Origin of the sequence: Streptomyces sp. NPDC087310 (genome assembly GCF_044744405.1) — a bacterium.
Lineage (GTDB): Bacteria > Actinomycetota > Actinomycetes > Streptomycetales > Streptomycetaceae > Streptomyces.
Window position 1 is genome coordinate 399,312 of record NZ_JBIUYF010000005.1, and the last position, 23,862, is coordinate 423,173.

Sequence of the window (23,862 nt, forward strand, 5' to 3'; positions counted from 1 at the left end):
ATTCGACCCGAGGCCGCGCCCTCCGAACATTGCAGTCTGTCTCTGATAACAACAAGATGCTTGTGCATATGCACAACCTCGGGGCATCTCCATGGGAGCTTCCTATGAAGGATCTGGCCGACCGCAAGAGGGAGTCCCTGCCTCGCTGGCGAGAACTGGTCTCCGCCATGACCCATGAGGTCGACGCCCTGGTGGAGACCTTTCTGGAAAGGGTGGAGGGCATTGCCGGGTACCGGGCCGGCCCGGTGAGCGAAGAACAGTTGCAGGAGTCGGCGCACAGCTCGCTGGCGCTGATTCTCAGCGCGGTCGCGACCGACTCCACCACGACCCATCTGAGCTCGCTCCCCGGCGAGCTGGGGCGGCTGCGGGCACGCCAGGGGGTGCCCGGGGAGGACCTCGTCGCCGCGGTGCGGCTCGACTTCGGGGTGATCTGGTCGGCGATGCTGGACCGTGCCCGGGACAGCGACATGGCCGTACTGGCCCTGCACGTCGAGAACCTGTGGTCAGTGGTCGACGACTACGCCCGCGCCGTCCAGCAGAGCTACCTGGAGGAACGGGCTCTGATGGCCGCCGCTACGCGGGACGAGCAGCTCACCTACCTGGCGGAGCTCCTCGGCCCGGCCGGCCGGTCGCCCCGGAACGTGCAGAACATCGCGCGCGCCCTGGGCGTCGACGCCGATGCCACCTTTCGCGTGGTCGTCGCCGATGCGGCGGCCTCGCAGCACGCTCACCGCGCCGCCGCTCAGCTCACCACGCTCGGAGAGCAGCTCTTCGTTCTGAACCAGCCCGGACGAGTGGTCGTCCTGTGGCCGGCTCCCCGGTCGGGTGACCAGCATGACCGGCAGTTGCGGCAACTGCAGCAGTCGCGGGGGATGGCCGGCGGCCTGGTGCCTGAGGTCGCGGGTCTCGGTGCCGTGCCGGGGGCCGCCGCGACGGCCTTCGAGATCTGCCGGACCCTACGGCCCGACGAGAACGGGCTGGTCACCCTGGCACAGGCATGGGCCCGCGTGACAAAGAGCCGGCTCGACGAACGGCACGGCTTCTCGGACGCCCTGCTGGCCGGCCTCGGCACGGTGCCCCAGTCGGAACGGGAGGTGATCGTGGAGACGGTCCGCGCCTACCTGGCGACGGGCAGCCTGTCGGCGAGCGCCGAGCGGCTGTACTGCCACCGCAACACCGTGCTCAACCGCCTCGGACGGTTCCAGAGACTGACCGGCCTCGACGTCACCGTCCCCGATCAGGCCGCTGTGGCGCTGGTGGCATTGGCGTGAGGGCCGGGACTCCCGCCCGGGTCGCCAGGCCGGCGATCAGGAGTTCTATGCCGTAGTGGAACTCCACGTCGTGGTCGCTGACGGCCAGGTGGGGTGCCGCGGCGGACAGGAGGGGGTCTTCCGTCGCCGTGATCTCGTCGATCCGGTGTCGTACCTGGCCGGGGTCCACCGTGCCCGCGGTGATGGCGGAGCCCAGTTCGCGCATGATCGAGCCGGACATGAAGGCGACGTAGCCGCGTAGGGCGTGGACCTGTTCCTCGGGTGTGAGGCCCAGTTCGGTGAGGGCGCCCAGGGCGGAGCGGATGGACTTCAGGGACGCGGGGGACTGTGTGGGGCGGACGCAGACCAGGTGGAAGGCCCTGGGGTGCTGGTGGGCGGCGGCGCGGAAGGCGAGGGCGTGGGCCCGGATGCGGTCCTGCCAGGTGCCGGTGTCCGCGCCGGAGAAGTCGATGCGGGCGAGCAGCAGTTCGGCCACGCCGTTCAGGAGGGCTTCCTTGTTGGGGACGTGGTTGTAGAGCGACATGGCCTCGACGTCGAGTTCGGTGGCCAGCCGGCGCAGGGAGAAGGAGTCGAGGCCGTCGCGGTCGATCAGCTTCAGGGCCGCCTCGGTCACTTTCTCCCGGGTCAGCCCGAGACGTCTGCCTCGGCCGGTGCCTCGGGCGCTCATGGTCGGCCTCCTGTGCGCGGGGTCGTGGCGCGGCGGCCGGATCGGTGTCCGGGCGCCCCTTGACATCACTTACAGCGCAAGTCTAGCTTCAGCGAAGACATACGCCATAAGTGTTTCTCGCCGTACGCCGGTCAGGCCCCCGTCACCCCGCGCCACCGGCCCAGGAGGATCGATGCAGCTCGGACATCCCATGCTCACCGCAGAGATACGCGCGGCCCGTCAGAAGCTCGTCCTCGACCACTTCCGGGACGAGGTCCGCCAGGAGTGGGACGACGTCCTGTCGACGTTCCCGCATCCGCACTACGAGCTGATCCCGACCATGCAGGTCCACGACGGCGACACGGCCGTACGCGGCTACTACCACGACACCCGGGTCGCCTTCCCCGACCAGGACCACGAGATCATCGCGTTCCGCCACAGCGACGACGCCGTGATCGCCGAGTTCTGGCTGCTGGGCACCCACCTCGGCCCGCTCGGGGCCATCCCGGCCACCGGCAGCCGGTTCCGGGTGCGGATGACCGCGTACTTCCTCTTCGACGCCGACGAGAACCTGGTCTGCGAACGCGTCTACTTCGACACCCTGACCATGCTCAAGCAGCTCATCGGCGGCCTGAACATGAAGAACCCCAAGAACTGGCTCCTGGCGGCCCGCTGTCTCAAGGGCCTGCTCTCCATGTCCGGCGACGAGCCCCATCCCTCGCTCGTCAACACCACGTCCCCCGCCTTCGCCGACTGACCGGGGCGGGGACCCGGCCGTGAGGATCCACCATCTCAACTGCGGCACGATGCTGCTGCCGACCGCGCATCTGGTCTGCCATGTCCTTCTCGTCGAGACGGCGGGCGGGCTGGTCCTCGTCGACTCGGGCCTCGGGCTGGAGGACGTGGCGAATCCCCGGCGGCGCTTCGGGCCTGCCCGTCATCTCGTCAGGCCCGTCTTCCGGGCCGAGGAGACCGCCGCGCACCAGGTCGAGCGGCTCGGCTTCGCGCGGGACGACGTACGGCACATCGTCCTCACGCACGTCGACGCGGACCACATAGGAGGTCTCGCCGACTTCCCGCACGCCCAGGTCCACCTCACCGCGGCCGAGGCGCTCGGATCCATGGTCGCCCCGTCCCGGCGGGAGAGGATCCGCTACCGGCCGGCCCAGTGGGCCCACGGCCCGAAGATCGTGGAGCACAGCCCGGACGGGGAGAGGTGGCGCGGGTTCGCCGCGGCCAAGGAGCTCGACGCCATCGCCCCGGGCATCGTCCTCGTCTCGCTCCCCGGCCACACCCGCGGACACGCGTGTGTCGCGGTCGACACCGGCACCCGCTGGCTGCTGCACGCCGGCGACGCCTTCTACCACCGCGGCACGCTCGACGGCCGTACGCCCGTCCCCGCCGCCCTGCGGGCCATGGAGACCCTCGTCGCCTGGGACCGGAGGAAGGTCAGGGACAACCACGCCCGCCTCGCAGAGCTGTACAGGCGCGCGGACTCCGGTTCGGCGGAATCCGGTTCGGCGGACTCCGGTTCGGCGGACTCCGGTTCGGCGGACTCCGGTCTGACGGTCTTCTCCGCTCACGATCCGGTTCTGTACGAGAAGGCGCGCGCCGGAGTGTGACGGCGCCTCATGGCGGAGTCAGGGCGTCAGGGCGTCAGGGGCGCGGGATCAGCCGGGCCTCGGTCAGCGGGTCCGGCTGGTTGTGCCCCGGGGCACGCGGGGGCGGGTCCGTGCCGGGGGCGGAGGCCGGGGGCGACTCGGTGATGGGGCGCGAGCCCGTGGTCGTCGCGACGCGGTCGGCCAGCCAGCGCTGGCCCGGGGAACCGTCGCGGGGGCGTACCACCACATCGGCGTCCGCGTCCCGTGATACCGGGGTCACCGCGAGGTCGTCCTGCCAGCGGGGGATCAGGGTGCCCTGCACCGTCAGGTCGTACCGTACGTCGGCGGCGCGGGCCGGGCGGGTGGCGCAGCGGCCGAGGACGGCGACGCCGTCGACTCCGCGGGAGTTCAGGCACAGTTCGGGCTCGGCGGCGCTGCGCAGGAGGCCGTCGTCCTCGTACGACCACTGCTGGGTGCCGGCCGAGGAGCAGGTCGCCATCGTCGTCGCCGCGCCGCGCCGGGGCCGGGCGTCGCGGATGTCCAGGCACAGGCCGTCCGCGGCGTTGCGCAGCCGGATGTCCTGGGGGCCGGTGGCCATCCCGGCGGGGTCGGGCGGGAGTTGGCCGTCCGCGCCCGCGGAGCCGGAGTGCGCGGGGTAGGGGGCGGACGCGCTGCTGGACGCGGCGGAGCCGTAGTCGTCGTGGGCGTGCCGCGCGGGCCACAGGCTGACGGTCAGGACGGTCGCGAGCAGGACCACCGAGCCAGCTCCCAGGCCGGCGACGAGGGCGCGGGTGGGGGCCGGCGACAGGGCGGAGACCCGGTTGAGCACGGTGAGCGCCGGCAGGAGCCGCTGCCGCCCCGGCGCCGAGTGGCGGCCTGCGGGACGCGCGGCGGCGCCGGCCCGGGGGTCCGCCGTACGGGCGCCGGCCCGCAGGTCGAGGTAGCGGCGGGCGCCCCAGCCCAGTACGGCCTCCGCCAGCAGGACGTCCAGCTTGCCGTGGAAATGGCCGAGTTGGTCGGCGGCGTCCCGGCAGTGCGCGCATGCGGCGAGATGGTTCCGTACGTCGGGGAGCAGGGCGCCGCCGCGGCGAATCGGTACATCGAGCAGACGGTTGTAATACCGGCATTCCGGCTTCGGGGCGATTTCGATGTGCGCCCGGAGGAGACCTCTCCGGAATTCCTCGCGCGCCTGTTCCCGTTCGATGTGCGCCGTATCGGTATCGAGGGCGAGCAATGCGGCCGGTACGGATATGGGCTCGGCCTCGACCTCGGTGTGCCACAGCAGGCACTGCGCGGTTCCCGACATCGCCCGAAAAGAGCGAACGGCGAGCTTCCGACGGCTCGCGTCGCGCGTCCTCGCCGCCCTCGTGCCGCGCGCCACCGCCGGTTTCCCCAGTTCGGGAAGGAGATCCCTGATCGGCTCCGCCGATGACCAGGCCCCCACCATGTCCCGTACGGTGACGAGAAGTCGGGGTCTCAGCGCGGCGCCGGGTTCGGCCCCGCCGAGGGCTTCGAGCACCTGACGGAACGCCGCGGCGGCGACCACCGACGCGCTCTTCGCCGGGGAGGCGAGACAGACCGCCGCGTAGTCGTGGACCGCTTCCCAGTGCCGCGCCATCAGCAGCGCCACGGGGTACGTGTCCCCCGTACCGGCTCCCGCCCGGAGGGCGGCGAGTAGGCGTTCGTCGGATTCCCCGGGGCCGAAACTGGAGGAGGGGGAGGGATGGGGCGGGCGAGCGGAGCGGGGCGGATAGGTGGGGCGTGGGGGGTGAGGGGGGTGCACAGCGATACTTCCTTCCAGGGCGCAATGTGACACGCAGAAGTTCTGGCCGGAAAAGCAGACCCTCGACTGGTACATACCTGTTCGGTATTGGCGCTACGGGACGGCGCGGTCGGCGCCCGTAAATTCGAGGGACGGAGCAATGACAGCCATGGACCATGCACGAGGAAGTTCACCATTCCACAAGTGACTCGGCCGAAACAAGGCACATGGCGGATTGCTGTTTTGAAGGTAAGTCAATGTCTCGGCGCGGAAGGCGACTTAGCGGCCGGTACCCGCAATGCCCACGCGGTACCCGGCCGTTGACCTGCCCCTCAGAGCCCTGCGCGCACGTGACGTCCTACGCGCACTCGACCCGCATCTGCGCCGCGGCGTGGTGCGCCCCGAACCGCTCCTGGCTGCCCCAGTCCTGGCCCCGGTCGACCAGCCGTACGGAGAACGCCTTCCCCTTGACCGGATAACTGCCCACCTGGACCAGGCTGCCGCGGTGCACGGTCTGGCCCACGCCGAAGGCCGCGTAGCCGGAGGTGCCGTCCGCCGGATCGGCGAGCACCTGGTAGACGGTGGGGTCGCCCGCCGCGTCGGCGTCGTCGCCGCTGTCCGGTACGTAGATCGCGAGGGCGCACTTCTTGTACGGCGCGTCGAGCTTCCAGGACCAGACGGCGGTGGAGCCCCGGTCGACGTTCGGGCTGCCGGACATCGGCACGGCGGAGAACCGGCCGTCGCACGAATCGCCCTTGTAGCCGCCTGTCTTGACGGTGTACCAGGCGGCCTTGCCGTTCTCGAAGCGGCCGTGCTCGCGGTAGGTGCCGGTCGTGCAGCCGGGGCCGGCCCACTCCCCCGCACCCGGTCCGTGGCCCGGCGCCGAGGGGGAGTCGGAGGGTGCGGGCGGGGCCGGGGGCGCGGAAGGACCCGGTCCGGCGGCCGCGCCGCCCGCCTGGCCCCCGCCCCCTCCGGCAGCGCCCGCGCCCTCGCCGCCGCCGTCGCCGGGGCCCGGGGTGACCACACCGCCCAGTCCCGGCAGCTCCGGGGACCCGATCCGCGACGGCTGCCCGTCGGCGGAGGGGCCGCGTCCGGCGTCGCCCCCGCCGCTCGTACCGACGACGGCGACCGCAGCACCCAGGCAGCCGAGGGCCACCACCGCCACGGTGATCAGCAGGCGCTTGCGCGGGGCCGAGGCTGCGGAGGGTACGGCCGGAGAGGGTCCGCCGGGGCCCGGCGCGCCTCCCGGCATCATCGTTCTGGACTCCCAGAGGTCGTCGTCCGGCGGTGGCGGCTCGTACGCGCGGATCACGTCGTACTCGTCGGTCCCGCCGGGCCCGCCGGGACCGCGCTGTCCGTCCGGTACGCCGTACTCGCCCTGGACGCCGTATTCGCCCTGCACGCCGTACTCACCCGGTACGCCGTACTCACCCGGTACGCCGTACTCACCCGGTACGCCGCGCTCGCCCGCTACGCCGTACTCATCCGGTACACCGCGTTCGTCCCGTACGCCCTGCTCGCCCCGGAACTCCTCGGCGCCCGCGCCACATACGGGACACTGCATGCCCGGCAGCGAGACTCCATGGCCATTCCCGCACCGTTCACACCTCATGCCGCCTCACTATGGGGGATCACGGTGCGCTCCGACAGCAGAAGACCACGATTGGTCTACCAATTCTCCGCAGCCCGCTCCCGCGCCGCCGTCCGCCTCCGCCCCGCCGAGTTGACCTTGTCCCAAGGTCAGGGCGCAGCCTCCTGCCGCCGGGCCGAAGGAGGCCCGGTGACGGAGGATGGGGCCTCGTGGACGGTGTGGAATTGCTCACGATCGGTGAGTTCGCGGCGCGCTCGCGGCTCTCGCCCAAGGCGCTGCGGCTGTACGACCGGCTCGGCCTGCTCACCCCCGCCCGGGTCGACGCGGCCACCGGCTACCGCTGGTACCGCCCCGACCAGGTGGAACGCGCCCGGCTGGTCGCGCTGCTCCGGCAGCTCGACATGCCGTTGGCACGGATCGCCGAGGTGGTCGTCCTGCCCGGCGAACGGGCGGCGGCCGAGGTGGCCGCGTACTGGACCGACATCGAGGAGCGCCATGCCGTACGGAGCGCGCTGGCCGCCCATATCCGTGACCGGCTGTCAGGCAGGAGAACGCACATGTACGAGGTCAGGACCGTCGACGTACCCGAGCAGGCCGTACTCACCGAGCGCAGGCATCTGCTCGCCGACGAACTGCCCCGCTGGATCCCCGCCGCCCTCGGCCGGCTGACCGCGGCCGCCGGGGAGTGCGGGGGTGTGGCGGGCGCTCCGTTCGTCGTCTACCACGCGGCGGTGAGCCCGGACAGCGACGGGCCGGCGGAGACGTGTGTCCCCGTCGCGGACGTGGCCGCGGCGCGGTCGTACGTGTCGGCCGCCACCGGCGGTGGCCGTACGACCGGGCTGCGTGTGGAGCCCGCGCGGCGTCTCGCGTACGTACGGATCACCAAGGCCCAGGTGGCACACCCGCAGATCCTCTCCGCGTTCGAGGCGGTGGAGGAGTGGATCGCGGGGCAGGGGCTGTCCGTCAGCGGGCCGTGCCGTGAGGTCTACTTCGCCGACTGGGACGCGGCGTCGGCGTCCGACGAGGTCTGCGACATCGCCTTCCCCGTGGAGTGAGTGCGGGGTGGGTGCCGGGTGAGTGCTGAGTGAGTCCCCGCAGGCGCGGTCCGCTCTCCAGTGCCTTGAGAGGCTCTAGGACCACTGGCGTACCGCCGCCGTCATCGCCTCGATCGCGCCGCGCATGCGGGACGGGTCCGTACGGACCGTGCGGCTGGCCTCCACGTGGAGGAACGGGACGTCCTCGTCCGCCGCGAGGACGCCCTGCTTGTTCTTGCGGCCCGCCAGCGGGCACTTCGCCGACCAGGCGCGGCAGACCCGGAAGCCGTCGTCGGACAGGGCGCGTGCCAGGGTGACGGCCTGGGGGCGGGCCGCCTCGCCCGCGCCGGTGGAGACGACCAGGTCGTGGTCGGGGGCGCTGCTGTCCGCGAATCCGTGCACCTGGATGCCGGGCATCCGGCGCGCGACCAGTTCGGCGCAGACTGCGTGGAAGACGGTGTCGCGGCGGTGCGCCACGTCGGCGGCCTTGCCCTCCCCCGCCGTACGGCGCGTCCCGGCGATCACCAGCACCCCGCCGGGTGTGGAGCGCAGGACGCCGACGCCGAGCAGGTCGCTGTACGCGTCGGCGACGGGGTGCGGTACCTGTACGGAGAAGTGGACCGGGGCGTCGAGCGCCACGTACACGCGCCCCCAGCCGCGCATGTCCTCGCCCGCCTGGTCGGCGATCTCGGCGTACCGGCGGCCCGGCGCGTCGCTCGCCGCGGACGGGGCGGACCCGGCCGTGGCGGGGGCCCGTACGGTGTCGCGCAGGATCCGTACGCCGAAGTCGACCTCGGCCAGCCTGCGTTCGGCCGCCTCGTGCTTGCCGTCCACGTAGAGCGCGACCCCTTCGGCGAGGGTGTCGCGCTGGGCGCGGTTCGGCGGCAGGTAGCGGGCGTCCGCCACCTTGGCCGTGGCGAAGTCGGCTATCCGGTGTTCCAGGTCGACCTCGGTGGCCAGGTCGGCGTCGCCGGTCCCGGTGGGCGGGGAGGACGGGCCGGAGGAGCGGCCCAACAGGGGGGTGACGATCACCACAACCACCGCGATCAGGGCCGCGACCAGCAGGCTTGCCATGATTGTTATCTTCACGGTCGGAGATCGTGTCATATGCGGGTCAAAATACCAGTGTGAAGAGATCCCTCCCCCTGTCCCGCGCAGTGCCCCGCACGGCTCTGCGCACGACGGCACGTACCGCCCTGCGTGCCGCCGCGGTTCTCGCCCTCGCCACCGCCGTCGCGGGGTGTTCCGCACTCGGCTCGGGTGACGACGGCGGATCGGGCGGGAGCGAGGGGGCGAAGGGCGGCGGCCCGTCGTTCACGGTGGCCGCGGCCGGTGACGTACTGATCCACCCGCCCCTGATCGACCAGGCCGCCAAGGACGCGAAGGTGCCCGGCGGCAACGGCAAGGGGCTGGACTTCGGTCCGCTGATGGCGGGCGTGCAGCCGGTGATCAGCAAGGCGGACCTGGCGATCTGCCACATGGAGCCGGTGATCGCCAAGAAGGGCGGCCCCTACGAGGGCTTCCCGAACTTCCAGATCCCGCCGGACATCGCCGACACGCTCAAGGACATCGGGTACGACACCTGCTCGACGGCGTCGAACCACTCGATCGACCACGGCCCCGCGGGGGTGAAGCGCACGCTCGACACCCTCGACGAGGCCGGTCTGAAGCACACCGGTTCCGCCCGCACCAAGGACGAGGCCGAGACGCCGCTGATCGTGGACGTCAAGGGGGTGAAGGTCGCGCAGATCTCCTTCGCCTTCGGCTTCGTCAAGCACGAAGTGCCCGCCGACAAGCCCTGGTTGGTCAACAAGACCTCCTTCAAGGCGATCGCCGCCGCCGAGCGCGCGGCGCGCGAGGCGGGCGCTGACGTCGTCATCCTCAGCATCCACTGGGGGCGCGAGCACCAGCCGGAGCCCAGCACCGCGCAGATGAATCTCGCGAAGCGCATCGCCGAGAAGACCGGCATCAACCTGGTGATCGGGCACCACGCCCATGTCGTACAGCCGATGGAGAAGGTCGGCGGCACCTGGTTCGCCTACGGTCTGGGCAACCAGGTCGCCCGGCACGAGGTGCCCAGCGGTACGTCCGAGGAGGGCGTCATCGGCTGGTTCACCTTCACCAAGCGGGCCGGCGAGTGGGACGTGAAGGCGCAGTACGTGCCGACGTTCGTGGACACCCCGCCCGATCCGGAGGACCACGAGAACCCCGACAGCCTGCCGGCGGGGGCGGTCACGGACTACCGGCTGCTGAACCCGGCGCAGGCCGTCAAGGACGGCAAGGGCGCCGACGGGAAGAAGTACACGCAGGAGCAACTCGCGCGTTACCGGCTGGCCTTCGACCGTACACAAGGCACGATGCTGAACCGCGGCGCGGAGAAGGACGGGCTGACGCCCCTTCAGTCCCTGCCCGAGTGAGTGAGGGTGTGGGTGAGCCCCGAGTGAGGGGCGGTGACCTGGGCGGGACGGGCGCGTTCCGCCACACCGGCGCCGCATTCCGCCGCACCGGCGCCGCATTCCGCCGCACGGGCGCCGAATCGGTCCCGTTACCCACACGAACACCTCCTGTAACTCAGATCACACAGAAATTCGTTCGAGGCTGACACAACCATTCGTAGGTGTGACCGGTCCTCATATCGCGACGGGGGCTCGTACCGCGACGGGGGAAGTGCTGTCACGCCCCCGTCCGTCCCCCACCGCGCCCACCTGCCGGTCGTGCGTCCGCGCGCGACCGCGTCCCGCTCTGCCCGCATGCCCGCACGCACTGTTCTGAGAGAGGTACCCGCATGGCCGGTTCGTCGGCGAAGCGGCGGCACAAGGTCCGCAAACGGGCTGATATGTCGCTCCTGGGCGGCATTCGCCCACCGATCGCGGCCCTCTCGGCCCTGCTTCTCGCGTTGGCCGCCCTCACCGCACTCGGCCTCGGCAACCCCCAGCGGGAGCCGCTCCCCAAGGCCGTCCTCACCTCTCAGCAGCACTTCGCGGAGGACGGCGCCATCGCGCTGCGCGCCTCGCTGGACGAGTCCATCACGGACCTCAACCGGACGGCCGCCCTCTTCAACGCGGGCGACCCGGTCTCCGCCGACACCGTCCTCGACAAGCTCGGCAGCGTCTACCAGAAGTGGCGCGGCTCGGCGGTCGTCGAGATCAAGTCCGGCAAGCTGCTGGCCGCGCGCGGCGAGAACGTACCGCTCCTCGCCATCGACCGGGACAAGCTCGCCGACGCCGACGGCCTCGCGCCCCGCATGGTCCGCCTCAAGAACGGCGAGACCCGGCTGCTCACCTTCGCCCTGCTCTCCTGGGAGGGGCAGCCGCAGCAGCTCCTGATCACCTCGAACAGCCTGAAGTTCCCCGGTGTCAGCATCGGCAAGTTCCGGGTGATCGCCGTGGTCGACTCCGGCGGCCAGATCCTCAGCAGCGACGGCATCCCGGCGCCCGAGAAGATCCCCTCCGACACGGTCGAGGAGGAGGTCAGGCAGACGAAGAAGCAGCTCCGCTCCTTCGCCAGGCGCAGCGCCGAGAAGGCCGAGCAGAACCCGATCAAGTCCAAGGAGCCCGGCTCCGGCGGCTTCCTCGGCGTCAGCGGGACGATGACGGGAAAGCGGATCAGCGGTGAGCGCCCGATCGCCGGGTACGCCTCGCTGGCCGCGCCCGAGGCGGGCGAGTCGACCGACGCGACCAGCCTCGGCCTCTCCGTCGTCTCCCTCGTGACCGTCCCCGAGAACACCAGCCGCGTGAACAGCCCGCTGTTCGGTCTGCTCTCGGCCGCCGCGCTGCTCGTCATCGGCGCGCTCGCCGTGACCCTGCTGCTCGGTACGGTCCAGCGCCCCCTGATCCGGCTGTTCCTGGAGAGCCGCCGCCTCACCCGCGGCGATCTGACCCGGCCCGTGACCGTGCCCCGCTTCGGCGAGACGCGGCGGATCGGGCAGGCGCTGGACCGGCTGCGCCGCCAGCTCCTCGGCGAGACGCCGGAGGCGACCGCGGACGACGCGCCCGCGGTCGCCTCGGGTAGCTCCTCCGGCGCCTCCGGCTCCGGCAAGGCGCCGCGCCGCCGCCGCGGACGCCGCGTCGGCACCCGCGCCCTGCTGGCCACCGGCGGCATCCTGCTGCTCGTCTGGTCCGCCCCGATGATGCTGCTGCTCAACCGCGCCGGTGACTCCGTCGTCGTACCGCAGCAGATCGTCAACGACCAGCGCGAGCGCACCGACACCCTCGCCGACCGGGTGCGCCGCGCCCTCAACGAGGGCCACGCCGACATCGTCTCCGTCGCCACGCTCATCGGCGACAGGACCGAGCCGGACGCCATGACCACCGTCCTCGAACGGACCATGCGCGAGCACCCGCGCTACGAGTCGATGTACGTCCTGTCCCCCGAGGGCGAGGTGCTCGCCCAGGCCGGTGAGACGCCGAAGCACCCCGCGGGGCAGAAGCCGGGCGAGGCGCCCGTCGCCCTCCTCGACACGGACGACACGAAGCCGCGCATCGCCGGATACGCCGAGCTGCCCGGCCGGGACGGCGCCGCCGTCGTCGGCGAGTTCCGCGTCGACTTCCTCAACTCGCTGCTGAAGCGGCCCGGCCTCGGCCAGGTGCGCATCGTCGACGCCGAGCGGCGCGTCCTCGGCTCCAACACCGGCTACCTGGCGTTCGAGAAGCTGCCGTCGAAGCGGCTCGACTCGTTCGTCGCCGGCACCAACCAGCAGGTCGGCCTGAGCGCCAAGCCCAGCAGCGTCCTCTACCGCAGCGGGGGCGGCATCCAGATCGCCGCCGCCGCGCCCTTCGCGGGCGGCGGCGCGGCGAAGACACTCGGCTGGACGGTGGTGAGCTGGCAGCCCGCCTCCGGTCTCGCCATCCCCGAGTACAGCGCGCAGAACCGTACGGTCCTCGCCGGGCTGCTCGGCGTCACCGCCGCGGCCGGCTGTCTGGGCTGGCTGCACATCATCGTCGTCCGTCCGCTGCGCGACCTGGCCAAGCAGGCCGAGACGCTGGCCGGCGGCGACCGCCGCACCGTCCTCTACCCGCGCCACCACGACGAGGTCGGCGCCATCGCCCGCTCCCTGGAGCTGCTGCGCCAGCAGCTCCAGGAGCAACGCAAGCGCGATGGCGCGCCGTCCGCCCTCGCCGGAAGGAACTGACCGACCGTGCTCTTCCTCTACTTCGTGCTGCTCGTGTGCAGCGCGATCCTGCTGATCGCGGGGCTCGTCGAACAGCGGCGGCACTTCACCAACCTGAACCGCATCCCCACCCGGGTGCTGGTCAACGGCATCCGCGGCAAGTCCTCCATCACCCGGCTGTGCGCGGGAGCGCTGCGCGGCGGCGACCTGGTCACGGTCGCCAAGACCACCGGCACCGCGGCGCGCTTCATCCACCCGGACGCCACCGAGGAGCCCGTCTACCGCAAGTTCGGCATCGCCAACGTGGTGGAGCAGATCGGGATCGTGCGGCGGGCCGCCGCGTACAACCCCGACGCGCTGGTGATCGAGTGCATGGCCGTGATGCCCGCGCTCCAGGAGATCAACCAGTCGAAGCTGATCCGCTCCACGATCGGTGTGCTGTGCAACGTCCGTGAGGACCACCTCGCCGAGATGGGCCCGACCCTGGACGACGTGGCGCGCTCGCTGTCGCGCTCCATGCCGGAGGACGGCATCTGCGTCACGGCGGAGAAGGATCGTTTCGACATCCTCCAGGAGGAGGCGGACGCCCGTAACTGCCAGCTCATCTACGCCGACCCCGACACCGTCTCCGACGAGGAGCTGCGCGGCTTCAGTTGGTTCACGTTCAAGGAGAACGTGGCCATCGCGCTGAAGGTCGCCGAGCTGATGGGCGTCGAGCGCGAGACCGCGCTCCAGGGCATGTACGACGCGCCGCCGGACCCGGGTGTCCTCTCCGTGGAGCGCTACCTCACGCCCGACGGCAAGAAGCTGCGGTTCGCGAACGTCTTCGCGGCGAACGACCCCGAGTCGACACTGATGAACATCAACCAGCTCCTCGACCTGGGCGCGATCTCCCGCCCGCTCAACGTCGTCATCAACTGCCGTCCCGACCGCGTCGAGCGCAACGGCCAGATGGGCGAGATCATCCCCGAGCTCCAGCCGGAGAAGGTCTTCGTCATCGGCCACCCGGCGAAGAGCGCCATCGACGCGATCCCGGCCGAGTGGCGGTCGCACGCGGTCGACCTGGGCGGCGACAAGCGCGATCCCGAGGAGTTCATGCGCGAGCTGCTGGGGATCCTGGGTCCCGAGTCCTCGCTCGTCGCGATCGGCAACATCCACGGCCAGGGCGAACTCCTGCTGGAGCACCTGGCGGAGCTGCCCGCCGACGAGACGCCGGACCCGGAGGAGGGTGACGGAGGAGCGGGCGGGACCGGTGGGATCGGAGAGGTACGCACGCCGCCCGCCTCCGCGTCGGCCGCCTCCACCGCCACCGCGCCCTCAGCCCCCGCCGACGCCTCCGCCGCCTCGGTCACGTCGGTCGCGTCGGTCGCGTCGGTCGCGTCCCAGCAGGGGTACGAGGGCCGCCCGGCCGCCGACGACACCGTCGCCGTCCCGGTGGCGTCCGCGTCCGGGAACGCGCAGGCGCACGCCCAGGCGCACGCCCAGGCGCAGGCCCCGCTCCTCGCGCTCCCGCCCGCGCCCGCCGACGTACGGCGGACCGGGCAGGAGACCCCGGAGCACGCCCCGCAGCCCCGGCACGACGAGACCCTGGCGCTGCCGCGCTACGCCCCGCGCATCGACCCGTACCGCCCCTACTCCGAGGCGTACGAGCAGCGCTACCAGCAGCGGCCGGCGCGCGGCGCGTTCGAACCGGTCCAGATGCCGGGCCACCAGGACCAGTACGACCAGCAGTCCCCGTACGACCACCGCACCGCCTCAGGCGAGTACCAGGAGAACCCGGAACACCCGGAACACCCGGAGTACCCCTCGCCCCACCAGACCCCGCGGCAGAACCCAGGAGAACCCCGTTGATCCCCGCAGTCCTCACCCCCGAGATCGCCGCGATCGGCATCGGCCTGGGCCTGATGTTCTCCCTGGTCTGCTACCTCACGACCAACCTCTCCCCCGGCGGCATGATCACCCCGGGCTGGCTGGCGCTGACCCTCGTCGAGGACCTCCAGCGCGCCGCCATGGTCGTCGGCGTGACCGTACTGACGTACGTCAGCACGCTGCTCGTCCAGCGCTTCGTGATCCTCTACGGGAAGCGCCTGTTCTCCGCGGTCGTCATGATCGGCGTGCTCCTCCAGGGGACCGTCATGATCGTGCTGTCGCTGGAGTTCCCCCTCATGTACGCCAACCAGACGCTCGGCTTCATCGTCCCGGGTCTGATCGCGTACCAGCTCGTACGCCAGCCCAAGGGCGCGACCATCCTCGCCACCGGCACGGTCACGCTCACGGCCTACGTCGTCCTCACCGCCGGCATCCTGCTCGGCGCCCTGCCGTCAGCCTGACCCGCCCACCCACGGGAGCCGATTCGTCATGAGTGCCAAGTCCAAGAAGCGGGGCCGCCCGGTCCTGCACGCCACGACGGTCCTCGCGCTGCTGGCCGGCAGCGCCTATCTGACCGTAGAACTCCGCAAGGACGAGCAGGCCAAGGCGCCCGCCGTCCAGGCGATCACCGACACCCCCGGCAAGCTGCAGAACGGGGCCAAGGCCACGACCGGCGAGCAGTCCTGGGAGCGGCTGAAGAACCCGGAGCGCTCGGTGCTGCGCGGCGAGGACGGCGGGATCCTCGCCACCTTCACCGACGGCGCGCGCACCGCGACCCTCACCGGCCCCAGCCGTACCTTCGACGAGCCGACCAACACCAAGTCCCGGGTGGTCACGGAGGACTGGGTGCGGCTGATGCCGGAGGCGTGGACGGAGGGCGCCGAGAAGGAGAAGTGGTTCAAGGACTGGTTCAAGGAGTTCTTCGGCAGCGAGGAGGACGACATCTTCGCGTACGCCTTCCAGTACATCGAGGGCGCGCCGGTCAAGAAGGACGACGAGGGGGTCTCGTACGCGGGGGACGCCAACTTCGGTCCGGCGGACGAAGGCACCCCCGGTAACCGCCTGGAGCAGTCCGACTTCTACGACTACCTCGGCATCCCGTACACCTTCCGCGACGGCACCACCAAGCAGCCGCAGAAGGAGCGTTACCGCGCCATCGACTGCTCGGGCTTCATCCGGACGGTCTTCGGCTACCGGGCCCGCTACCCGCTGATGGTGGCCGACGGCGTCGGCGACGGTCTGCCGCGCACCGCCAACGGCATGACGCGCTCGGACGTCGGCGTGGACATCTACAAGCTGGGCGGCCCCTCGCCCTGGTACACGCGTCCCGAGTCCACCAGCAAGCTCCAGCCGGGCGACCTGGTGTTCTTCAAGATGGACAAGCGGACCAAGGACCGGATGGACCACGTCGGCCTGTACCTGGGCAACGACACCGAGGGCCACCAGATCTTCATCTCCAGCCGCAAAGAGGTCAACGGCCCGACGATGGGCGACCAGGGCGGCACCTCGCGCCTGGACGGCAACGGCTTCTACGCGGCGCTGCTGCGGGCGGCCAAGCGCCTCTGACGTACGTACGTCCGCGAGCGGCTCGTACGATCCGTGGATACGGCAGCGGGGCCGCACCCTCTTCGGGGGTGCGGCCCCGCTGTCATGGCCTCAGCGCAGCTCCTCCGGGCAGCCCGTCCCGCGCGGCAGCTTGTACGGTGCGGCCAGCCGGTAGACGCCGGCCCGGGGTGCGAGCAGTTCCGTCCACTCGTCGCCCTGTGCGGTCGGCCCGGCCTTCAGCAGGCAGCCGTTGGGGTTGGTGAAGGTCTTCGGGCTGTTCCCGTCCGCCTCCCCGGCCGCCTTGGACGCGGCCGTCTCCTCCGGCGGCAGCACCCGGTTGCCGTCCTCGTCGACCAGCGCGAGCCATGGCGAGTACGGGATCCGGATCAGCACCCGCCCGGCCGAGGGGACCTGGATCGTCACCTCTTCCGCGGCGGCCCGGTCGACGGTCGCGGGCGGATCGGCGAGCGGCGTCGGGTCCTGGACGGCGAAGAGCTGCCAGTTGGCGTCGCCCCACAGGCGCTCCAGATAGGGCAGGCCCTTCTGGACCAGCTCCGCCTCCTGGGCGGCGCCGTCGTCGGACCTGCCCTCGGGCAGCACCACGTAGTGCACGGCCCAGCGGTCCAGCCAGTCGCGGTAGGTGGTCTCGGTCAGGGTGTCGTCGTAGAAGAGCGGGTTGCGCTCCATGTCGGCCTGCCGGTTCCAGCCCCGGGCGAGGTTGACGTACGGGGTGAGCGCGGACGCCTCGCGGTGGCTGCTGGCGGGGACGACCTCGACCCGGCCCGTCTCCGCGCCCCTGCGCTGCAACTGGTTGACCAGCGGCGCCAGCTCGCGCGCCCAGGAGGCGGTGGGGGCCGTCCGCACGATGTCGTCGACGCCCTTGAAGCCGATCCAGAAGTTCAGCCCGGCGAAGGCGACGACCAGCGCGTACCAGCGGCGTGAGCGCGGCGCGGTGTACGGCAGGGCGGCGAGCAGCACCACCCCGCCGACGATCATCGCGAACCGGGAGACGTTGGAGCCGATCTGCGAGTCGATCACGTACGTGAGCAGCACGCCGGAGCCGTAGACGGCCGCGGCGACCCGGACCGTACGCCACTCCCCGGGGACGAGGACGAAGGTGAGGACGGAGAAGAGGAACGGCAGCGAGGCCGTGCCGACCGACATCGGCTGCGTACCGGAGAACGGGAACAGCCAGGCCGAGAGCGCCACGACCGCCGCCGGGGCGAGGCCGAGCGCGTACGCGCCGGGGCGGCGCTTGTTGAGGAAGAGCGCGGCGGCCACGACCCCGAGGAACAGCCCGGCCACCGGGCTGGCGGCGGTGGCGAGCGCGGCGAGCGGCGCGGCGGCGACGCCCTTGAGCCAGCGCTTGCGGCGCCAGCGGTGGGGCCAGCAGAAGACGGCGGCGACGGCGCCGAGCGCGAACATGATGCCGAGGCCGAAGGTGACGCGCCCGGACAGCGCGTTGCACAGGAACGCGAAGACCCCGGCGAGCGCGCACGCCACGGGGTTACGGACGGCCGGGACGCGGACGAGGATCAGCGCGGTCAGGGCGGCGGAGACCGTCCCGGCGACCATCATCGTGCTGCGGACGCCGAGGACCGACATCAGATAGGGCGAGACGACGCTGTACGAGACGGGGTGCATCCCGCCGTACCAGGCGAGGTTGTACGCGGAGTCGGGGTGGCGGCCGACGAACTCGGCCCAGGCGTCCTGGGCGGCGATGTCGCCGCCGCTGTTCGCGAAGAAGAAGAACCAGAGGACGTGGACGGCCGCGGCGACGAGGGTGGTGAACAGGACGGGGTGGCGCGTCACACGCTCCCGGAGGGCCGGGAACCGGCCGCTGGTGGGGGTGGGGCCCGGAGGCGGGTCTATTCGCGCCCTGGCGGCGGGCACCCCGGTGGCAGCGCCGCTGTCGGCGCGCGTCGGCTCAGCGGTCGTCACTGCGGCTCTCCACGTTTTCCCGTCCCACCGTCACACCCGTCGCGCTGTCACACCCGGCGCACTGTCACGCCCGTCGCACCCGTCGCGCTGTCTCCGCGTCTCCGCCCGAAGCGCGGCGTGCCGACCCCCGGCATCCCGCAGGACGCCCGCATCGTCCAGGACGCCGCACCCGGGGCGCTCAGTTGCCCGGGGCGGCCGGCGCGAGCGGATGACGGGCGGTGGCCCAGCAGATGTCCGTTTCGCGACGCTAGCACGTATGGCTGGCCCGTACGGCCGGCACGGGGCCTCCACGCCGGTGGCCCCGGAGCACGAATGCTCCGGGGCCACCGGTGTCCGCTCAGCTCCGCGGCCGGTCAGCCGACGCGGGTCACCTTCGCGCCGAAGCCGGGCTCGGCCTTGTCGCTCTGGAGGGCGACCGGGGCGGTCACCTGGCCGGGGCCGGATCCGACGGTCAGTTGGCCGACCACCGTGCCCGCCGTGGCCGTCTGCGGGACCGTCTTGCCGCCGTCCGTCAGCCCGACGGAGATCTTCAGGCTCGGCCAGCCGGCCGCCTTCAGGTCCTTCGTGGCGACCACGGGCGTCCGGCCGCCCAGGCCGTCGTCGACGTACCCGACGGTCTGCCCCTTCTTCACCACGGTCTTCGACTCCAGCAGTTCGCGGGTCGGGATCAGGACCTTCTTGCTCGCCGCGTTGACCGCGTCGATGATCGAGGGGCCCTGCTGACCGAGGACGGCGCCCACGACGTACTGCTTCGTGCCGTCGACGTCCTTGGTCGCGGCGAAGAGCAGGTTGCCGCCGGCCTTGGTGGTGGTACCGGTCTTTATCCCGATGGCCCCGTTGTAGGGCACCAGGGTGTTCCAGTTGGGCCACGTCTTGCCGGACGGGTCGGTCCACGACGGCAGTTGGGTGATCACCATCAGGCCCGGCATCTTCACCAGCTCCATCCCCAGCTTGACCTGGTCGGCCGCGGTGGAGACGGTCGTCGCGTCAAGGCCGGACGGGTCGGTGTACGTCGTGTCCTTCATCCCGAGTTCCTTGGCGGCGTCGTTCATCTTCTTGACGAACGCCTCCTGCGAACCGGCGTCCCAGCGCGCGAGGAGCCGCGCCACGTTGTTCGCCGACGGGATCATGAGCGCGCTGAGGGCGTCCCTCTGGGAGAGCTTGTCGCCCTCCTTGATGGTGTTCAGCGTCGACTCGTTGCCGGTCTCGTCGTAACCGCCCTCCTTCTCGGCCAGGGCGTCGACCGGGATCTGCGCGCCGTCCTGGCCCACCTTCATCGGGTGGTCCCGCATGATGATGTAGGCCGTCATCGACTTGGTCACGGAGGCGATCGGCACCGGCTTCTGCTCACCGAACGTGCCCACCTCCCCCAGCCCCGCCACGGACACGACGCCCTGCCCGTGGTCGGGCCACGGGAGTGAGGGCTTGTCGCCCTCGAAGGCGTACGTGGACTCGGCGGTGAGCGTGAGCTCCGGGTCCGGGAGCGGCCGCATCGCCTGGACGATCGCGAAGACGACCACCGCGAGGAGGACCAGCGGCGTCCAGATCTTGACCCGGCGGACCATCGTGCGGACCGGGGTCTCCGGCGGGGCCGGCTTGTTGGTCAGCTCGGCGAGCAGGTCGAGCGGGGGCATCGGCGGCAGCGGCTGCTGCCGGGTCCGCTCGGCCTCGGGGATCCGGGACGGCGCGGGGGCGGGCGCGGGGGCCGGCTTGGACGCGGCGGGCGCCGCCGGGGACGCGGCGGGCTCGGCCGACGCGGCGGGAAGGTCGTCGCGGCGCAGGGGGACGAACGTACTCGTCCGCTCCGCCGGGGTCTCGTCCTTCCCTGCCTTCGCGTCCTTCGAGTCCTTCGCTTCCTTCGCGGTCTTCCCGGCCTTCTCGGCCTTCGCGTCCTTCCCGGCCTCGGCCTCGCCGGTCTCCTTGGGAAGCTTGAGCGCGGTGGTGGGCTGGTCGGTGGCGGGCTTCGGGAGGGTCCTGAAGACGGCGGTGGCCTGGTCGACCGGCGCGGGGTCGGGCTCGGAGGCGGGTTCCGGGTCGGAGGCGGGTTCCGGCTCGGACGCGGACTTGGACTCCGACTTGGACGCGGGCTCCGGCTTCGACTTGGACGCGGGCTTCGACTTGGACTCCGGCTCCGGCTTCGACTCCGGCTCGGGCCGGTCGTCGCCGCTGTCGCTCCGGGACTCCTTCTGGGCGTCCTTCGGCTCCTCGGGCCCCTCGGAGTCCTCGGCGCTCTTCGAGTCCTTGGAGTCCGTGGACTCCTTAGCGTCGTCCTTCGTCTTCGCGTTCTTCTCGTGCTTCTCGCCCTCGGCGGAGGCCGCGTCCCGGTCCGGGGTATCGGCCGATCCGGGCTTCTCCGGCCTCGCCCAGGACGGTGCCGTGCCGGCGTTGCCGTCACTCTTCAGCGTCATCGTCCGGTTGTCGGACTTCGGGCGCTCCGGTGCCGCCGTTATGGGGTCGCCGTCCGCATCCCCCGGCCCCTCGGCCTCCGCCGGGGCGTCCTCGGACTCCGCCGTGGAACCCTCGGCACGATTTGCGGTCGCAACCTTCGTCGAGCCCCCTGAGCCGGACTCCTGCCCGTCGGCCCCGTCGGCCCCGCCGGCTCCGTCCGTCGCGGACGAGGCCGATTCACGGAAGACCGCGAGCCTCGGGTCGCGTTCGCCAGGAACCGCCTCCCCCGACGACTTCCGCTGATCCGACTTGTCGGGGGACTCGCCCGCCACCGTGTCTCCTTCATGTCTCATCCGACGTAAACCACACTGTCCGAAGCATCTATCAGTGTCCCGCTCTGGGACCTCGGCCCGGGTGCTAGACGAGAACGACATACATAACGGTTCCCGCACAAAGTACCCAGGCACCCTCGACAGACCATTGTGAGAGGGGTCACCCTGTCATTCATCCACGCGGGGAGGCATGGATGGGCAGGAGCCGCAGAACAATTCCGGAGGAGCTTCTGCTGCTCGCTCTGGACCCGGCCACGGGTACCACAGCGCAGCCGCAGTCGCTCGACCTCGGCCTGGCCGGAGCACAGCTAGTGGAGCTGGCTCTGGCAGGACGGATAGCCCCTGACGGGGATCGTATCGCCGTGGTGATGCCACGGCCGACCGGAGATCCGACTCTGGACTCCGCACTGGAGCTGTTGCGCAGACGCGGCAGCCCGGTTCGGGCCGTCCATTGGATCGGCGGGCCCCGACTGGGGCTGCGCCAGACCTATCTCTCGCATCTGGAGCGGTGCGGCATGGTGCATGCCGTGGCGGGCCAGATGTGCGGGGTGCTGCCGACGACTCGCTACCAGGCGACGGAGACGGCGATCAGCCGGGAAATCAGGTCCCGGCTGGACAGTGCGATCCGCACCGGCGTTCCGCCGGACCCGCGGACCGCGGCGCTCGCCGCGCTGGCCCATGCGGTCGGACTCGGCAAGCACCTCTACCCCGGGAACGAGGGGCGCTCGTCGCGCTCCCGGCTCCGGGACCTGATCAGACACGACCCGATGGGCGGTCTCGTGGCGCACGCCGTGATGGACGTCCAGAACGGGGTGGGCGCACAGCCGCGCCGTAACCCGGCCCAGGGCGCGCCCAGCGCTCCGGCCGGCGCCCGGCCGGTCGGTGGTGTGCCCATGCAGCCGCAACGCGGTGGGATGGCGCGCGTACCGGCGCACTGAACACGGAACGGAACAGGCACCGAAGCAGGCACCGCCTGACGCACACAGCAATCCGCCGCACCGACGTCCCCAGACCCGGTTCGGGAGCCGCACAGGACGCGCGGGGCAGCCGGACACCACCGGCCGCCCCGCGCGTCGCGTATCGGCCATCGCGCAACGCGCGGGTCCGCCGGAGGGTCATGACCCTTGGCCACGGCCTGACGGGGCCGTTACGGGCCTCCAGAGCCGCCCCAGAGCCGCCACAGGCCGCCCCAGGGGGCCTCAGGCGGCCTCAGGGCGCCCCGGGGGGCCCGCTCGCCTCGTGCCCGGCGCGCCCGGACCGGCGCCACGGCGCGCGCGGGGGCGCGCGGCCAGGCGCACAGAACGGCGCAATCACCTCTGTAGCCATTTCCCAGCGCAGTCGGGACCTTTGGTGGCAGTCTGCTGAGCAGTAGATACGTACAGCTACAGCTACACAGCCGGAGGTGCAGTTTCCGTGGCGTCCAACGTCAATCCCACCGTCAGGCGACGCCGATTGGGCCAGGAGTTGCGCCGGCTTCGCGAACTCAAAGGCATGACGGCGGAGGAAGTCGCGGAACGCCTGCTGGTCTCCCAGTCGAAGATCAGCCGGCTGGAGAACGGCCGCCGTTCGATCAGCCAGCGCGACGTACGGGATCTCTGCGGGGTCTACGAGGTCGAGGACAGCCGGATCGTCGACTCGCTTATGCAAATGGCCAAGGACTCCCGCCAGCAGGGCTGGTGGCACGCCTTCGGCGACATCCCGTACAGCGTCTACATCGGGCTGGAGACGGACGCGGCCTCGCTGCGTGTGTTCGAGCCGCAGGTGGTTCCCGGGCTGCTCCAGACCCGTCCGTACGCCGAGGCGCTGATCAACGGCGCGCTGCCGGAGTCCGCCGTGCCGGATGTGGAGAAGCGCGTCGGGGTGCGGCTACGGCGGCAGGACCGGATCAACGCGCCCGAGGAGCCGCTGCGGCTCTGGGCCGTGGTGGACGAGGCGGCGCTGCGCCGGGTCGTCGGCAGCCGCCAGCTCATGCGCGAGCAGCTCGAACACCTGCTGGAGCAGTCGCAGTTGCCGCATGTGACCGTTCAGGTGCTGCCCTTCGACATGGGCGCGCATCCCGGAATCACCGGGCACTACGCGATTCTCGAATTTCCCGACGCGTCGGACTCCAGCGTGGTCTACATCGAGGGCGTGACGAGCGACCTTTATCTGGAGAAGGCCAATGATGTGCAGCGGTACAGCGTGATGTACGAACATCTGCGCGCGCAGGCCCTGAATGCCGATCAGACGCGGCAGTACATCGCGGATATCGCAAAAGAGTACGCCCGTTGAGCAGCCGTCACGTTGGTCCGGATTGTCGAACTGATCCGCTTTTACGCAGACGGCGGGGGTAGAATACACCTCAACCAGCGCCCCTCGTAAGGCTATTCGGTCATAGACCATCCGGACGGGTGAACGCACGCTCCGCTCATCACGTGAGGCGAGTAGCGTCGATCATGCCAACAGAAGTTGGCGCTATTTCACCTCACTTGCTGAACCGGAGCGAAAATGGCAATCCTTCAGGGCGCTACGGACACGTGGACGAAGTCCTCGTACTCCGGCGGAAACGGCGCATGCGTAGAGGTCAAGTCCCCCGTCGTCCAGGCCATTGCCGTAAGGGACTCGAAGGCTCCCGAGGGGCCGTCGATCTCCTTCGTCCCCAGTTCGTGGAACGCCTTCGTCCAGGAAATGGGCAGGGGCGCCGCCGACCTCGCCTGAGGCCGGCCACCCTCGGCCGTAGGCGCCGACGCGGCCGTCGACGCCACCTCGGCCGTCGGTCACGTTTCACCGCAC

At 71.2% G+C, this 23,862-nt stretch carries 18 protein-coding genes; 12 read left to right on the forward strand and 6 right to left on the reverse strand.

The window, feature by feature from the left end; translation table 11 throughout:
- Nucleotides 1-104 precede the first annotated feature (104 nt).
- Entirely contained in the window at nt 105-1,271 is a 1,167-nt protein-coding gene (locus ACIO3P_RS21020; RefSeq protein ID WP_401788982.1) for a PucR family transcriptional regulator, read from the forward strand.
- Here ACIO3P_RS21020 and ACIO3P_RS21025 read toward each other — a convergent pair.
- Entirely contained in the window at nt 1,225-1,938 is a 714-nt protein-coding gene (locus ACIO3P_RS21025) for a TetR/AcrR family transcriptional regulator C-terminal domain-containing protein (RefSeq protein WP_401852941.1), read from the reverse strand. The genes ACIO3P_RS21020 and ACIO3P_RS21025 overlap by 47 nt on opposite strands.
- A gap of 172 nt (nt 1,939-2,110) precedes the next feature.
- Here ACIO3P_RS21025 and ACIO3P_RS21030 point away from each other — a divergent pair, with 172 nt between their 5' ends.
- Both ACIO3P_RS21030 and ACIO3P_RS21035 read left to right on the forward strand, forming a co-directional pair.
- Nucleotides 2,111-2,674, forward strand: a complete 564-nt coding sequence (locus tag ACIO3P_RS21030; protein ID WP_329825067.1) for an ester cyclase — start codon at nt 2,111-2,113, stop codon at nt 2,672-2,674.
- 19 nt (nt 2,675-2,693) lie between these two features.
- Complete coding sequence (locus tag ACIO3P_RS21035) at nt 2,694-3,539, forward strand: MBL fold metallo-hydrolase (RefSeq protein WP_401852943.1); 846 nt, start codon at nt 2,694-2,696, stop codon at nt 3,537-3,539.
- 34 nt (nt 3,540-3,573) lie between these two features.
- On the opposite strand, the gene ACIO3P_RS21040 is transcribed toward ACIO3P_RS21035, so the two are convergent.
- A complete protein-coding gene (locus tag ACIO3P_RS21040) occupies nt 3,574-5,148 on the reverse strand; it encodes an RICIN domain-containing protein (RefSeq protein ID WP_401852945.1) in 1,575 nt (524 codons plus the stop codon).
- A gap of 490 nt (nt 5,149-5,638) precedes the next feature.
- The gene (locus ACIO3P_RS21045) at nt 5,639-6,844 is read right to left on the reverse strand and encodes a hypothetical protein (protein ID WP_401852948.1); all 1,206 of its coding nucleotides are present in this window, start codon (nt 6,842-6,844) and stop codon (nt 5,639-5,641) included.
- A 236-nt stretch (nt 6,845-7,080) separates the two neighbouring features.
- Between ACIO3P_RS21045 and ACIO3P_RS21050 the strand changes: the two genes are divergently transcribed.
- Complete coding sequence (locus tag ACIO3P_RS21050) at nt 7,081-7,926, forward strand: MerR family transcriptional regulator (protein ID WP_401852950.1); 846 nt, start codon at nt 7,081-7,083, stop codon at nt 7,924-7,926.
- 75 nt (nt 7,927-8,001) lie between these two features.
- On the opposite strand, the gene ACIO3P_RS21055 is transcribed toward ACIO3P_RS21050, so the two are convergent.
- Nucleotides 8,002-8,979 carry a hypothetical protein gene (locus tag ACIO3P_RS21055; RefSeq protein ID WP_401852952.1) on the reverse strand — a complete coding sequence of 326 codons (978 nt, stop codon included), beginning with the start codon at nt 8,977-8,979 and terminating at the stop codon, nt 8,002-8,004.
- A 53-nt stretch (nt 8,980-9,032) separates the two neighbouring features.
- On the opposite strand from ACIO3P_RS21055, the gene ACIO3P_RS21060 reads away from it, so the two are divergent.
- The 5 genes from ACIO3P_RS21060 to ACIO3P_RS21080 all read left to right on the forward strand — a co-directional run bounded on the left by ACIO3P_RS21060 (nt 9,033) and on the right by ACIO3P_RS21080 (nt 16,450).
- The gene (locus ACIO3P_RS21060; RefSeq protein WP_401852954.1) at nt 9,033-10,322 is read left to right on the forward strand and encodes a CapA family protein; all 1,290 of its coding nucleotides are present in this window, start codon (nt 9,033-9,035) and stop codon (nt 10,320-10,322) included.
- Nucleotides 10,323-10,690: 368 nt separating this feature from the next.
- On the forward strand, nt 10,691-13,036 hold the full coding sequence (locus ACIO3P_RS21065; RefSeq protein WP_401852956.1) for a HAMP domain-containing protein: 2,346 nt from the start codon (nt 10,691-10,693) through the stop codon (nt 13,034-13,036).
- Nucleotides 13,037-13,042: 6 nt separating this feature from the next.
- A complete protein-coding gene (gene pgsB, locus ACIO3P_RS21070) occupies nt 13,043-14,866 on the forward strand; it encodes a poly-gamma-glutamate synthase PgsB (protein WP_401852958.1) in 1,824 nt (607 codons plus the stop codon).
- Complete coding sequence (locus ACIO3P_RS21075; RefSeq protein ID WP_329825058.1) at nt 14,863-15,345, forward strand: poly-gamma-glutamate biosynthesis protein PgsC/CapC; 483 nt, start codon at nt 14,863-14,865, stop codon at nt 15,343-15,345. Before pgsB ends, ACIO3P_RS21075 begins: the two co-directional genes overlap by 4 nt.
- A 28-nt stretch (nt 15,346-15,373) precedes the next feature.
- The gene (locus ACIO3P_RS21080; protein WP_401789000.1) at nt 15,374-16,450 is read left to right on the forward strand and encodes a C40 family peptidase; all 1,077 of its coding nucleotides are present in this window, start codon (nt 15,374-15,376) and stop codon (nt 16,448-16,450) included.
- 90 nt (nt 16,451-16,540) lie between these two features.
- Here the strand turns inward: ACIO3P_RS21080 and ACIO3P_RS21085 are convergent, their stop codons facing one another.
- Nucleotides 16,541-18,370 carry an MFS transporter gene (locus ACIO3P_RS21085; RefSeq protein ID WP_329825056.1) on the reverse strand — a complete coding sequence of 610 codons (1,830 nt, stop codon included), beginning with the start codon at nt 18,368-18,370 and terminating at the stop codon, nt 16,541-16,543.
- Between the two features lie 353 nt (nt 18,371-18,723).
- Nucleotides 18,724-21,090 (reverse strand): D-alanyl-D-alanine carboxypeptidase, encoded by a 2,367-nt coding sequence (locus ACIO3P_RS21090; protein ID WP_401852960.1) that lies wholly within the window; start codon nt 21,088-21,090, stop codon nt 18,724-18,726.
- A gap of 194 nt (nt 21,091-21,284) precedes the next feature.
- On the opposite strand from ACIO3P_RS21090, the gene ACIO3P_RS21095 reads away from it, so the two are divergent.
- The 3 genes from ACIO3P_RS21095 (at nt 21,285) to ACIO3P_RS21105 (ending at nt 23,787) form a co-directional block, all read left to right on the forward strand.
- Nucleotides 21,285-22,028, forward strand: coding sequence for a GPP34 family phosphoprotein (locus tag ACIO3P_RS21095; RefSeq protein WP_329825054.1), 744 nt, complete (start codon nt 21,285-21,287; stop codon nt 22,026-22,028).
- Between the two features lie 475 nt (nt 22,029-22,503).
- Nucleotides 22,504-23,361, forward strand: a complete 858-nt coding sequence (locus tag ACIO3P_RS21100; protein ID WP_329825053.1) for a helix-turn-helix transcriptional regulator — start codon at nt 22,504-22,506, stop codon at nt 23,359-23,361.
- Between the two features lie 216 nt (nt 23,362-23,577).
- Nucleotides 23,578-23,787 carry a DUF397 domain-containing protein gene (locus tag ACIO3P_RS21105; protein WP_329825052.1) on the forward strand — a complete coding sequence of 70 codons (210 nt, stop codon included), beginning with the start codon at nt 23,578-23,580 and terminating at the stop codon, nt 23,785-23,787.
- The last annotated feature ends 75 nt before the right edge of the window (nt 23,788-23,862 follow it).